This is a genomic window from Paenibacillus sp. FSL K6-2859 (assembly GCF_038008265.1).
Taxonomy (GTDB): Bacteria; Bacillota; Bacilli; order Paenibacillales; family Paenibacillaceae; genus Paenibacillus_AQ; species Paenibacillus_AQ nitricinens.
Genome location: NZ_JBBOYU010000003.1, coordinates 73,199 through 87,002, shown reverse-complemented (window position 1 = coordinate 87,002; position 13,804 = coordinate 73,199). Strand labels below are relative to the sequence as shown.

The 13,804-nt window shown below is 38.6% G+C and carries 11 protein-coding genes; 10 read left to right on the top strand and 1 reads right to left on the bottom strand.

The genetic code is table 11. The annotated features are described in order from the left end of the window. Positions 1-339 precede the first annotated feature (339 nt). The 9 genes from qoxA (at position 340) to MHB64_RS32965 (ending at position 10,070) form a co-directional block, all read left to right on the top strand. Entirely contained in the window at positions 340-1,287 is a 948-nt protein-coding gene (gene qoxA, locus MHB64_RS33005) for a cytochrome aa3 quinol oxidase subunit II (RefSeq protein WP_341136437.1), read from the top strand. 43 nt (positions 1,288-1,330) lie between these two features. Next, a complete protein-coding gene (qoxB, locus tag MHB64_RS33000; protein WP_341136436.1) occupies positions 1,331-3,280 on the top strand; it encodes a cytochrome aa3 quinol oxidase subunit I in 1,950 nt (649 codons plus the stop codon). Continuing rightward, a complete protein-coding gene (gene qoxC, locus MHB64_RS32995) occupies positions 3,277-3,873 on the top strand; it encodes a cytochrome aa3 quinol oxidase subunit III (RefSeq protein WP_341136435.1) in 597 nt (198 codons plus the stop codon). The genes qoxB and qoxC overlap by 4 nt, the downstream gene beginning before the upstream one ends. Before the next feature lie 2 nt (positions 3,874-3,875). Then, positions 3,876-4,160, top strand: coding sequence for a cytochrome aa3 quinol oxidase subunit IV (qoxD, locus tag MHB64_RS32990; protein ID WP_341136521.1), 285 nt, complete (start codon positions 3,876-3,878; stop codon positions 4,158-4,160). A 101-nt stretch (positions 4,161-4,261) separates the two neighbouring features. Further along, the gene (locus tag MHB64_RS32985; protein ID WP_341136434.1) at positions 4,262-4,687 is read left to right on the top strand and encodes a BlaI/MecI/CopY family transcriptional regulator; all 426 of its coding nucleotides are present in this window, start codon (positions 4,262-4,264) and stop codon (positions 4,685-4,687) included. After that, positions 4,684-5,556, top strand: a complete 873-nt coding sequence (locus MHB64_RS32980; protein WP_341136433.1) for a M56 family metallopeptidase — start codon at positions 4,684-4,686, stop codon at positions 5,554-5,556. Before MHB64_RS32985 ends, MHB64_RS32980 begins: the two co-directional genes overlap by 4 nt. A gap of 338 nt (positions 5,557-5,894) precedes the next feature. Continuing rightward, positions 5,895-7,886, top strand: coding sequence for a DUF5693 family protein (locus tag MHB64_RS32975; RefSeq protein WP_341136520.1), 1,992 nt, complete (start codon positions 5,895-5,897; stop codon positions 7,884-7,886). Beyond that, entirely contained in the window at positions 7,883-9,082 is a 1,200-nt protein-coding gene (locus MHB64_RS32970) for a murein hydrolase activator EnvC family protein (RefSeq protein ID WP_341136432.1), read from the top strand. Before MHB64_RS32975 ends, MHB64_RS32970 begins: the two co-directional genes overlap by 4 nt. 46 nt (positions 9,083-9,128) lie before the next feature. Next, positions 9,129-10,070, top strand: a complete 942-nt coding sequence (locus MHB64_RS32965; protein ID WP_341136431.1) for a ketopantoate reductase family protein — start codon at positions 9,129-9,131, stop codon at positions 10,068-10,070. 133 nt (positions 10,071-10,203) lie between these two features. Here MHB64_RS32965 and MHB64_RS32960 read toward each other — a convergent pair whose 3' ends face one another. Further along, positions 10,204-10,569 carry an ArsR/SmtB family transcription factor gene (locus MHB64_RS32960; RefSeq protein WP_341136430.1) on the bottom strand — a complete coding sequence of 122 codons (366 nt, stop codon included), beginning with the start codon at positions 10,567-10,569 and terminating at the stop codon, positions 10,204-10,206. 245 nt (positions 10,570-10,814) lie between these two features. Between MHB64_RS32960 and MHB64_RS32955 the strand changes: the two genes are divergently transcribed. After that, positions 10,815-13,064: a heavy metal translocating P-type ATPase gene (locus MHB64_RS32955; protein WP_341136429.1), complete on the top strand. Its 2,250-nt coding sequence runs from the start codon at positions 10,815-10,817 to the stop codon at positions 13,062-13,064. Positions 13,065-13,804 lie beyond the last annotated feature (740 nt).

The window sequence follows — 13,804 nt, the reverse complement described above, 5'->3', positions numbered from 1 at the left end:
CATCTAACCTCGATGATATTCCTTTTTTTATTTCGCTAACCTCAAAATTTGAATGTGTTTAATCACTGATTAATCTTTTTAATTACAAATAATATTAAATAAATCACTCTATTATTTCTAATTTATTTGCGAAATGTCTAAAGTGTGTCTTTTTTGATGACGATTTTATGAAAAACTAATGATGACTGATTTTAATACTACAAATTGTAGTTTTAATTTTGTACAATTAATGTGTGGCAAAAGTTTTGTATAAGAGCAATGACAAGAAACTGATCACTTGAAGTAACTAGGCTACTTTTGTGTAACGTATTAAAAAAATCAAGAGAAAGGTGGGCTCAAATGAAGCTTAGACGGATAATTATAGCTATTATACTTGTATTTTCTACTTTGTTGACGGGTTGTCAACCATTAAAAGTATTAGATCCTAAAGGGCCTCAAGCACGAACAACAGCGAATGTAATATGGATTTCAATTGGAACGATGGCTTTGGTTGTTATTGTTGTAATCGTATTGTATGCATTCATTATAAGGAAGTATCGAGCCTCAAATCAGAGTGAGGACTACGAACCTCCATATATTGAAGGTAGTCTAAAACTTGAAATTGTTTGGACAGCTATCCCTGTTTTAATCGTAGCTTTTTTGTCATTTGTTACTATTATCTCTACGTTTAAAGTTGAAGCTGTACCGGAAGGGTATTCCAAAGAACCATTAGTGATCTATGCATCATCTTCTAATTGGAAATGGCATTTCAGTTACCCGGAAGAGGATATTGAAACCGTCAATTATTTGTATATTCCAACAAACAGACCTATTCAATTCAAGTTATATTCTTATGGGCCAATATCAAGCTTCTGGATTCCTCAACTTGGTGGGCAAAAGTATGCGATGGCAGATATGGTTAATACATTAAATTTAGCCGCTGACATTCCCGGAGAGTACACTGGCCGTAATGCAAACTTTACCGGTGAAGGGTTCGCGGAGCAGACGTTTAGTGTTAATGCAGTTCCACCGGAAGAATATGACGAGTGGGTAGATGAAGTGAAAGAGACAGCAAAACCAATCACTGAAGCAAAATTTGATGAGTTATTAGAACCTGGCCATCTAGGACAATCAACATTCACCGGAACCCATTTAGGTTTTTCGCCGCCTCCGGGAAGCCACCATAGTGAGGAATCTAACACTGCTAATGAAAGCTCAAATGAGTCAACTCAGGGCACAAATGATAGTAATCCAATCAATACGAACATGGAGGGAATGAATCATGGGGATTCAATAATGGGGCAGTAAGAATCCTGGTGTAAATGTTTAATCTTGAGAGGAGCCGAAGAGTATGGATTTTTTCAATCGATTTGCTGTACCCAATCCAAGCCCTACAATTTATGCCTCAATGGTAGCTATCGCTCTTGCTATAATCGCAATCATTGTAAGCTTAACCTATTTTAAAAAATGGGGATACTTATGGAGAGAATGGATAACTACAGTGGACCATAAGCGGATAGGGATTATGTATCTTATATCTGCATTAATCATGTTATTTCGTGGTGGAGCTGATGCCATTATGATGCGTGCCCAAACGGCTGTACCTGATAATACGTTACTTGGTGCAAAGGAATATAACGAAATCTTTACGACACATGGCGTAGTGATGATTATATTTATGGCTATGGCGTTTATTATGGCTTTAATGAACTTTGCTGTTCCATTGCAGATCGGAGCTCGCGACGTTGCTTTTCCGCGACTCAATGCACTTAGTTATTGGTTATATTTCTTTGGAGCTATGTTATTTAACATCTCTTTTGTTGTTGGAGGTTCTCCGGATTCGGGATGGTCTTCTTATTTCCCACTTGCGAGCAATGAATTTAGTACATCTGTAGGAACAAATTATTATATGTTCGCGCTTCAAATCTCCGGAATAGGAACACTAATCACAGGGATAAATTTTATTACTACGATTCTAAAAATGAGAGCACCAGGCATGACCTTAATGAAAATGCCGATGTTTACTTGGTCAGCCTTGATTACAAATTTAATTATTGTTTTTGCCTTTCCTGTATTAACCGTAGCACTCGTCATGGGAACGATGGACCGGCTTTTTGGAACAAACTTTTTCACAACGACCGATGGCGGTATGGATATGCTTTGGGCTAACTTGTTCTGGGTTTGGGGACATCCTGAAGTATACATTTTGATTTTACCGGCATTTGGAATCTACAGTGAGATTATTTCAACATTTGCACGACGGAATTTATACGGATATAAGTCAATGGTCATCTCTATGGTTGCTATTTCAATACTTTCCTTTTTAGTATGGGTTCATCATTTCTTTACAATGGGTCAAGGAGCATTAGTCAACAGTATTTTCTCTGTAACGACAATGGCGATCGCTGTTCCTACCGGTATTAAGATATTCAACTGGTTATTCACATTGCGAAAAGGGAAAATTGTATTTACTGTACCTATGCTATACTCCTTGGGTTTTATCCCGATATTCACAATTGGTGGTGTGACAGGGGTTATGTTGGCGATGGCAAGTGCTGACTATCAGTACCACAACACCATGTTCTTGGTGGCTCACTTCCATCTTGTTATTATTCCGGGGGTAATATTTGCAATGATTGCTGGACTCACTTATTGGTGGCCAAAAATGTTCGGATTCATGTTGAATGAAAGAATTGGAAAATGGGCGTTTTGGTTTATCTCCATTGGTGTTTGTGTGACATTCTTTCCAATGTTCATCTCTGGATTAAATGGCCAGGCACGCCGGATGTATACTTATTCGGAATCTACAGGATTTGGTATATGGAATATGATTTCATTTGTCGGAGCTATTGGGCTGTTAATAGGTTTTGTTTTAATCGTATATAACATCTATTACAGCACTCGTTACGCTTCCAGAGACATACCTGAAGATCCATGGAATGCTCGTTCTCTCGAATGGGCCTCTCCAACTCCAGTGCCGGAATATAATTTTGCCATCATTCCAACCGTTAATTCTGGTGAAGCATTTTGGGATTACAAGAAAAAGGGCCACAATCTTTTCAGTGGTGCATTGGAAAAAATTCACATGCCTAACAATAGTGGGTTGCCATTTATAATTGGAAGCATATTTTTTATCTGGGGATTTGCATTTGTATTTGGATTGTGGATTATTGCAGCTATCGCCACCGTCGGGATCTTCATTTGTTTAGTGTATCGATCGTTTGAACAAGACCATGGTCGGTATATCACAGTTGAAGAAATTGAAGAGACAGAACGTAAACGGAGGGGAGTAAGGATATGAAAATCGATCAGTCGCTCCCGATGGAATATAGTACAGAGCAAAATCGTTTGAATATCATGGGTTTTTGGGTTTTTCTGGGCGCTGAAATTGCACTTTTTGGTACCTTATTCGCTACTTACTTTACATTAGTTAATCGAACGGGGAATGGACCTGGTGGAGCCGAAATCTTTGAAATTATTCCTGTAATGACTGAAACCTTGTTGCTTTTGATAAGCAGTTTTACAATTGGTCTGGGAATTCATGCCATGCGTTTAGGTAGACAAAAGGCTAGTGTTATTTTTATAACCATTACTTTGTTGCTAGGCTTAGGATTTATCGGTGTTGAGATTTATGACTTCATTGTATATATACATGAGGGGGCTAAGCTTCAAACAAGTGGATTTACAGCTATTTTATTTACGTTATTAGGGACCCACGGACTGCATGTTGCATTTGGTTTGGTTTGGGGGATATTGATTATTATTCAAATTATGAAGCGCGGGTTAACACCTGAGACAACAAATAAAACCTTTATTTTTTCTCTGTATTGGCATTTTCTTGATGTTGTCTGGATTTTTATATTCAGCTTCGTCTTTTTGAAGGGGATGATGTAATGATAAGGGAACTCTTCCCTCGAAAGCAAATAATGGGTTTGGTATGTTCGTTGACGCTTACCGCGGCGGCTTTGACCGTTTATTTCTTTGATCTCTCATTCGCTGTGGGTTCTACAATCCTTCTTATTACAGCATTTTTACAAGCTATCATTCAATTGAGCGTTTTTATGCATGTTGGAGAAGGTGGAGATAAGAAAGCAGTTTATACGGGACTATACTATGGGTTTTTTGTTGCTCTAGTTACAGTCTTTGGTACACTTCTAGCCCTGGTTTGGGGTTATTACTAGAAGCCTGTCGTTATCAGAACGATCTGGAATGCTGATATTACTTGCGGGTTATGTCCTCCTCATAATCATGGTAAGATGTAATCATGAATGGAGGTGGAGTTGTGCAAGTGAAAAAAATCAACTTAAATGAGGAGGGCCTGCACAGGTTCTTTGGCACTCTGGAAACTAAGATTATGGAGATTCTTTGGGCAAAAGGAAAACTGACTATTAAACAGGTCCATGAAATCATTAATAATGAAGGTCCTATATCATTAAACGCAGTCATGACTGTGTTGATACGGTTATCAGATAAAGGTCACCTGCATAAAGACTCAAGTGGAAAGGGTAGAAGTAAAATCACCTATTTCTCCCCGACGCAGGATAAGGAGCAATTCATTATTGAACAGACTAAATTGGTCACGGATGGCTTGGTAGAAGATTTCGGTTCCTTAATGGTAAGCCATCTTGTTGATAATTTGGATAAAGCTGATCCGGAATTAATTGATAGACTGGTTCAGAAACTGGATGAGATGAGAAACAAATCATGAAATATTTAACTCTGAGATTACCTCGCCAAACCAAGCTCGCGTTAATCGCTTTGGGGATCACTGGTATATTAGTTATTGTTTTGCTTGGGTATAATGTTTTACATCAAATACAGGACGTGCCGATAAAGCCTAATCTCTTGAAAATGATAAGTGCAATAGTTACAGATACGTTTACTAATCATATAGTTTGGGAACTTGTATTAAATGCCTTAGTCATGTTCTCCGTGACGGTATTCGGAAAGAATATTATCCAGCAAGTGAAGTTATACAGGAAATGGAATTGGTATGCAAATGCTTACAGTGATTTGGCAATACTGGATTCTGTAGTGGGGAAATTTAAGCATGAGAAGATTCGCTTTGTCGTTTTAAATGAACCTAAAATGATAGCCATGACAATTGGTTTCCTGAAGCCCAAAATTGTTCTTTCTTCCTATGTTATAGAACGATTTGATGAAAATGAACTTGAAGCAATCATATATCACGAATTGTATCATTATAAGTCACGCCATCCCTTACAGTTGTTTATATTAAATATTGTGGCTGATTGTCTCGCTTTTCTGCCTGTAGTTAAAGAATTGGTCCAACATTATAAGGTTTGGATGGAACTTCTCGCAGATCGCTATTCAATTAAACACATGGGGAGCGAGCTTCCCATATCTCATGTATTAATTGCATTGTTAAAAAATGAACAATTGAAAAATCAGGCTTTTGGTGTTCATTTTGCCAATGAAGCAATAAACTATCGCCTTATGCAGTTAATCGAACCAAATAAAAAAATTAGTATACCATTGTTCAATTGGAGAAAAATGACTTCCTCTTTAATTATGCTGCAGGTAATGCTATTAATCTTTATATACAGCTGCGTATAAGTTTTTGTGAGTATTCGTTTTGTTTGAAAAAGACACTTCCTGCATGTTTTAGTGATCGTCTACACGTTCACTTCATCATATGCAAAAGTGTCTTTTTTAATATGCTCGTTTTTAATTGCATTACTGTTAATATTTTTATTTCTCCTGCGAAAGTTGAGTTAATTTAATGAATATTGCTTAACGAACTCGACATTTGACAGTTATACATCATATTTAATAAACTACTAGTTGTAGTATATTTTTAGGACTACCATCAGCACCGCGAAATTATAGAGGAGTGGCAAATCGATTTGAATATAAAATGGAATGGCTACATTAAACGATTATTGTGGATTGCAGTGTTTTTGGGCGTGATTGCGGCTATACCATTGGGATATTCCAGATGGATGATGGAAAAGACCTCCAAGCAAATTGAATTTATTTTTGATTTCCGTGATTTGCTGCAAATAGCCTCATACGAGCCTAATCCAGAAACATTTGTACAGCTCCAATTGGAATCGATGAAAGAAACAGGCATCACCACAATGTCTGTATACGAATCAACATTAAATGATTTGATGCTGGCGGGAAGGCTCAATATTTATAGTGAATCACAAGCTGCTTTACTGCAGCGAAACATCCCAATTTCGAATAGGAACTTTACATATGTACTGTTTACTGGTGAAAAAGAGGAAAACACACTGAGGCCGATAATTAAGAACAGATTTAATAAAGATAATATTAATGTAAGTAACTGGACCTTCGGTGGACGTACTGGATTAATATTAGAAACGCCTATTGAAAATGCTTTGATTAAAACCATGGAACCAGATCCATTGGCTTTACAACTAATCCATGATGAAGGATTCAAGATTATACCACGAATATCAGACCGGGACCGTCCTTTTGATCAAGAGGCTACGGAGAGAATGTTAGCTGATTTTCAGAAGCTTGGGGTAAAGCGAATTCTGTTCGATGGAAGTACTGTAAAAGGGTTTGGTGATCAGCCGGAAAAGGGAACATTAAACTCATTTGGGGATTTGTTGAATAAATACAACATTGGATTGGCTGCTATCGAAAATCTGGAAAATCCGCAGTCGGGATTTGAAATACTTGCTAATATAGTGGAATATAACGTAGTGCGCTTATACTCGCTGTCCGAAAATGATTCCGCAACCGTAAAACCGGATGTGATTGCAGACAGAGTTCTGCTTGCTGCAAAAGACCGGAATATTAGAATGTTTTATTTAAACGGTTCGGTAGTTCGCAACCCGGATAACTCTGGAATTACAAATTCACTGGATAATGTATATAAAGCGATTGCGTCTCAGGGTGGTGCCAAGGATAAGTTATCATCTGTGGGTTTTTCAATAGGTGAAGCAAAGCAGTTTGAAAGATCAAGCCCTCCGGGGAATGAATTACTGGAAGCAGTTATATCTTTGGGCGCGATAGCAATTATTGCATTCCTTATAGGTGCCTTTTTTCCTGCTTTGCTTTTGCCGGCTTTTTTCCTCCTGCTTATTGGAAGTGTTGCGCTTTATTTTTATTCTTCTGCACTCGTTGAGCAAGGACTTGCACTTGGCGCAGGAATTAGCACTTCAACCTTGGCAATGATATGGTCAATGAAGCGTGTGGATAAATACACAAGGAAGTACGAGAAGCTTCCGCAAGGCTTTAGCATAAAAAGACGTTTTGAAATATCTGTTTTTTTGTTTTTTGCAACAACTTTGATTACTTTACTTTCGACTCCCTTTGTAATTGGGTTGTTGAGTGAAATTACGTATAATCTGCGTCTCCAGCAGTTTAGAGGAGTAAGTGTCCTCCACTTTGCTCCAATTGCACTCGTTTCGCTGTATACAGCTGCATTTATGAGGCGTTCGTCGATATTGAACTTGCAAAAGATACTGCGATCGCAAATTACGCTTGCGTGGGTTCTGGCAGCATTAGTGATTGGAGCAATTGGCTATTATTATTTGTCCCGCACGGGCAATAGTGGAACGGTTTCTTCACTCGAAATGCTGTTGCGCGGTATGATGGAACAGTTTTTCGGCGTTCGCCCAAGAACCAAGGAGTTTTTAATTGCTCATCCATTATTACTTCTTGGATTCTTTCTGAGTATAAAGTTTCGGGCTGCGCGAGTATTGATCATTATAGGTACGATAGGACAACTTTCAATTATTGATACATTTGCCCATCTACATACGCCTCTCTATATTTCCGGCGTTCGCGTTTTAATAGGGCTGGGTCTAGGGCTAATTGTCGGATTATTTCTCATAGGTATATGGCAATTGGTGGAGAAGCGAATTGTTGAAGGCTACAATAAATGGGTTGGAATGGAGAAATGGAAATGAAGAAATGGATATCTACAATCATCGTGGTCGTTTTAATAGCTCTCATTATTCTACCTGCTCATAGCTATGCAAAAACGCTAAATCAAATTGACAAAGAGTTGGCTCAACTTCAAAAGCAAGCCGAACGTGCTGAAGATAAGCAAGAAGAATCAGAGAAACAAAAACAGGAAGCTCAGCATTATGTAAATAAAAATGAAGAATATTTACAGCAGGTGTTGGTCGATATGGAGACTGTGGGATTGGAACTGAGTCGCATATCTGCGGATATCGATAAAACGGAAGAGGATTTACGTGACAGTTCGAAAGAATTAGATGAAACCAAGGTGCGAATTGAAGAACGGCAAGATTGGCTGGAATCGCGGATTCGTCTCATGTATATACAGGGGGAAGTTTCTTATTTGGATGTACTGTTATCGTCAACTAGCCTAGGGGATTTTCTGGAGCGAGTCGATGCGTTACAGGCGATTGCAAATCAAGATCGCATGATGTTGGCTGAAGAGAAGAAGGATAAAGAGTTGATTGAGCAGCAACAGCAACAACTGGAAGCAGACTATGCTAAAGTAAAGGGACTGTATGCCAATGCTGAATCACGTAAGAATATTTTGGAACAGAAAGAAGAAGAAAAGCAGCAGCTGATTGTAAAATATAATGCTAATCTAGAGGCATCAGAGGTTATCTCCGAAGAGCAGGAAGCAGTGCTAGTAAGAATTGCAACGAAACGAGCGGCATTAGAGAAAGAAAAAAATAAGCTGAAGGCAAAGGCAAATATGATTTATACGTTTTCTGTCGATTCTAAAGGGAATAGTGGACCCATGGCGCTCCCGGTTTCCGGTGCTCGTATATCTTCAAACTTTGGCACCAGGTTACATCCGATTACAGGTGTATTGAAGAAGCACAATGGTGTTGACATGGCAGCTCCCGAAGGAACAGATATAAAAGCGGCGGAAGACGGTGTAGTTATCGTTGCGGAATGGTGGGGTGGATATGGTAACACAGTCATTATTGACCATGGGAATAACCTCTGGACCCTTTACCCTCATATCCGTAACAACGGAATAAAAGTAAAAAAAGGACAAATGATTAAGCGTGGAGAGAAAATCGCTGAGGTCGGTAGCACAGGTAACTCAACAGGACCACATTTACACTTTGAAGTTCGTATTGACGGCAAGCCGGTAAACCCGATGCCTTATTTGTAATTTTGAATTTTAAGTGTGGTTAAGATTATGTCGAGGTGAATAGAAAATGAAATTTTTGATATATGGAGCAGGGGTAATTGGCAGTATTTTTGCTGGTAAGCTGGCAAGCGGGGGGTATAATATCACTGTTCTTGCTCGAAATCAGAGATATAAAGATATGACTGCCAATGGTATTATCCTGCAGAATGCTTACTCTGATCGTAAAGAAGTATCGAAGGTCAAGGTTATTGATCATCTTGAACCGAGTGATGTCTACGATTATATCCTAGTCATTATGCAAAAGACGCAGGTCAATTCTGTTTTACCTTATCTAGCAAAAAACCAAAGTCATAATATTGTTTTTGTAGTCAATAATCCACTTGGATACGAAGAGTGGTCAAAATGCATTGGGCAGAATAGATTGATAATCGGATTTCCAGCAGCTGGAGGAGAACTCAAAGATGGGGTTGTGAATTATTTTATTGGAAGAGGCATTGCCCGTGTTTTTCAAACTACAACCTTTGGAGAGTTAGACGGTAAGGCAACACCGAGATTAACTGAACTTGTCAAGGCCTTTAATAAAAGTCATATCCCCTCTGTAACAAATTCAAATATGGAGGCTTGGCAAAAAACTCATGTTGCATTAGTTACCAGTATTGCAAATGCTCTATATATACATAAATCAAACAATTATGCACTATCCAAGTCCACCGAGGATATTAAGCTTATGATTCAAGGAATTAAAGAAGGCTTTCAAGTCATTGAGGGTTTAGGGTATAAAGTAACCCCTTACAAGCTACAGTATTTTAAATTGCCTGTGTGGTTTTTAGCATTTATCTTTAAAGTAATTATGAGTACTAAGATTGCAGAAGTTACGATGTCAAAACATACAATTGTTGCTCATAATGAGATGAGTGTGTTACAGGAAGAATTTGACGAACTAATAAAAAAATCAAATAGGACAACGCCCTGTATTGACAAACTGAGAAATATATTTAATAGCCTATAAGCAAATGTCATATTTATTCACCGCATGAATTAATCCCCCTATTCCCTCCAACCTAGGGGAAACAGGGGAACGAGAGAATTCTCATTAATAAGTTTGCAAAGGCCTGTGTGTGTACTGGTCTCTCTATGTGTAATTATTCATGACTTAAATGTTGCAAGGTCTGTTGAAAAATCTGTTCAACATGTGTGTCATGCAGTGAATAAAAAACAGTCTTACCTTCTTTTCGACGTTTTACAATTCGCATGTTTCTTAAAAGTCTTAGCTGATGGGAGACAGCAGATTGTCCCATATCTATTATTACGCTCAAATCATTCACACATAACTCCCTTTGAAGTAACGCATCTACAATCTTAATTCTTGTGGGATCACTGAAAACTTTAAACCAATCAGCCATCTGAGATACTGTAGTTGTTTTCATCATTTCTGATTTTACAGAATTCAGATCTTTCTCAAAAGCCAAAGTAGTAACTTTGGCTACCTCATTTACTGGTCTTTCCATGGTTCACCTTCCTATACCAAAAACATAGTTTTTAAAATTATAACATGCTTGTTAATGAACAGAATATTTTTAATAAAGCAAGCTGATCCGTTGAGAGCCCTCCAATCATTTAATGTTCTGTATTTTTAACTTTAGTATTAGCAACATGCTGAATGATCGTTGACTTGAATTAATAAATAAGCATATAATAAGATTATCACATGAACACATGCTCATACATTATTTTTTGAAAGGGGATAATTTATTTGGGACAATTAGGTCAATCCAAAGATACGGTAAAACGTGAGTTATTATTAGAAGGATTAGATTGTGCAAACTGTGCATTGAAAATCGAAAATGGCGTAAAAAAAATCCAAGGAGTCTCAGACTGTTCTGTCAACTTCGTAAATAAGACGTTGAGTTTTGAGGCAGATAAAGATCAGAATGAGGAAATTGTATCTGCGGCAACTAAATTAGTTAATAAGCTCGAACCGCATATTGAAGTGAGTATTAAGATGAAAGGCGGCTCTGGGCAAATGCGTGCCAAAGAACAAGCGGGACATAAGCATGCTAGCGATGGGCACGCAGGTCATTCGCATGGCAGTGGTGGGCATGAAGGTCATTCGCATGATAGTGACGGACATGAAGGCCATTCGCATGATGTTGGTAAGGAAAAAATCAGAATAATGTTAATTCGTTTGGCAGTGGGCGCAGTAGTTGCTGGAGTCGGAATGTTAGGTTCATTTTCAGGTTGGTTAGAACTAACTATATTTTTGGCAGCCTATCTCCTAATCGGCGGCGATATTGTGCTTCAAGCTGTTAAGAACATTCTTCGTGGCCAAGTATTTGATGAATACTTCTTAATGTCCGTAGCTACCATTGGCGCATTTGCTATTCAACAATACCCAGAAGGTGTAGCCGTAATGCTCTTTTATCAAGTAGGAGAGCTATTTCAGAGTATTGCCATTAATCGATCCCGTAAATCAATCAGTGCGCTGTTGGATATCAGACCCGATTATGCCAACCTAAAAACAGGAAATGATACCAAACGGGTTTCGCCGGAAGAGGTTAACATAGGAGATCATATTGTTGTTAAACCCGGTGAAAAGGTTCCATTGGATGGAGTGGTCATTGAAGGAAGTTCAGCGGTAGATACATCAGCACTAACCGGTGAGTCTATGCCTCGGGAAGTGGAAGTAAAGAGTGAGGTTCTGGGCGGTTTCATTAACAAAAACGGAGTTATAACAGTGGAAGTGACTAAGCTGTTTGGGGAATCGACGGTATCCAAAATATTGGAACTTGTCGAAAATGCAAGCAGTAAGAAAGCGCCGACTGAAAAATTCATTTCTAAATTTGCGCGTTACTATACACCGGTTGTCGTTATCGTCGCTTTACTTCTGGCGGTTGTACCTCCCCTGGTTTTAAGTGGAGCCACCTTTTCTGATTGGATCTACCGGGCGCTTGTCTTCTTGGTCATATCTTGTCCTTGTGCGCTTGTGGTTTCCATTCCACTGGGCTTTTTTGGAGGAATTGGAGCAGCATCCAAGACAGGAATACTGGTCAAGGGAAGCAATTACTTGGAAGCCTTAAACAATGTTAAATATGTTGTATTTGACAAGACAGGAACACTCACTAAGGGAGCATTTAAAGTTACTAGTATTAACCCTGCCGCAGAATTATCCGAAGATGAACTTCTTGAATATGCTGCTTTCGCAGAACTGCATTCTACTCATCCTATCGCTGAATCCATAAAGGTGGCCTATGGTAAGGAGATCAGGGAAGATCAACTGGAGGGTTATAATGAAATCTCGGGACATGGGATACAAGTAAATGTTCAAGGGAAAGAGGTCTTAGCAGGTAACATCAAGCTGATGAACAAGTACGGCATTGAAGCGCCTAATGAGTCAGGAACGGTCATCCATGTTGCAATTGAAAAAAAATATGCTGGCTTTATTATTATTTCAGATGAAATAAAGGATGATTCCGCAAAGGCCGTACGTTCGTTGAAAGAATTGGGCATTAAGAAAATCGTGATGCTGACAGGAGACGCAAAGGCGGTTGGCGATTCAGTTGGACAGCAGCTAGGTATAGATGAAGTGCATGCAGAGCTACTTCCACAGCATAAAGTAGAAGAAATTGAGAAGTTAATGCAGAGTAAATCGCCTAAAGAAAAAGTGATTTTTGTCGGTGATGGTATTAATGATACTCCAGTGTTAGCCCGGGCAGATGTGGGTATAGCCATGGGGGGATTAGGGTCGGATGCAGCTATTGAAGCAGCTGACATTGTCATTATGACAGATGAACCTTCGAAAATCTCGACAGCTATTCGAATTGCTAAGAGAACCCGGCGAATTGTTTGGCAGAATATCATCTTTGCATTAGGTGTAAAAGCGATATTTTTACTCTTAGGCGCTTTTGGTTTTGCTACTATGTGGGAAGCAGTATTTTCAGATGTAGGCGTAACGATAATTGCAGTCCTGAATGCTATGCGTGTATTAAGATTGAGTAATTCTTAGTCAGTATGTATGGTCAAAGCAAATGGACATAGGTAAACAATAGTAACCTAAAGAGTGTAGATACTATTCGCAGGGATAGAGTGTACGGGTTAAATAGCTGGGCAAAAAAATGGAGTGTTCTAAAAGCCGACAAACGGTTCTTAGAACACTCTTTTCTTTATGCTCAAACTAACTACAAATAGTCTGAAAAAGCAACCAAGGATGACAAATATCACATATTTATGACGCATTATTCATTACACAAAAGCAAATGATTGATTATGATAATCTTCCGAATGTCAGACCTGCGCATCCAAGGGTAATCTTTCAGTAGTTTAATTAATCTCATCTTAGGTTTTAGCTCAACTTCCGCTGCCGCGGCAGCTTCATTTGTTTCTGCTGAAACGTAAACGGCCTTTAAAATAATATCTATTGCTAAAAGCTAACTGGGAAAAATAGCTCCATCTACTATCAAGAACAAGTCTCCCGGCGAATTCCACCGGCTATGAGACTTCCATTAGCTATTGTGCCAATTATTAATACAGATTAATTCCGTTTGTGTCAAAAGGACATTACAAACCAACCCGAAAAGGTTGCTTTCTGTGCCAAACTGAATTACAACTCACAATGGGGGAGCTTGGTCAATCGTAATAAGTTTATTTATAAATATTGTCCTAAGTGTCTTAGTGAGCCTCTGTAATCTGCAACGGAATAAGAGTTGGAAATACAATCGGAATATACAATTTATTGAGATTATTTTT

Excerpts from the sequence above, each read along its gene's own strand:
- qoxC (WP_341136435.1), top strand. The coding sequence starts at position 3,277 with ATGAAAATCGATCAGTCGCTCCCGATGGAATATAGTACAGAGCAAAAT.
- MHB64_RS32965 (WP_341136431.1), top strand. The coding sequence starts at position 9,129 with ATGAAATTTTTGATATATGGAGCAGGGGTAATTGGCAGTATTTTTGCT.
- qoxB (WP_341136436.1), top strand. The coding sequence starts at position 1,331 with ATGGATTTTTTCAATCGATTTGCTGTACCCAATCCAAGCCCTACAATT.
- MHB64_RS32970 (WP_341136432.1), top strand. The coding sequence starts at position 7,883 with ATGAAGAAATGGATATCTACAATCATCGTGGTCGTTTTAATAGCTCTC.
- MHB64_RS32960 (WP_341136430.1), bottom strand. The coding sequence starts at position 10,569 with ATGGAAAGACCAGTAAATGAGGTAGCCAAAGTTACTACTTTGGCTTTT.
- qoxA (WP_341136437.1), top strand. The coding sequence starts at position 340 with ATGAAGCTTAGACGGATAATTATAGCTATTATACTTGTATTTTCTACT.
- MHB64_RS32980 (WP_341136433.1), top strand. The coding sequence starts at position 4,684 with ATGAAATATTTAACTCTGAGATTACCTCGCCAAACCAAGCTCGCGTTA.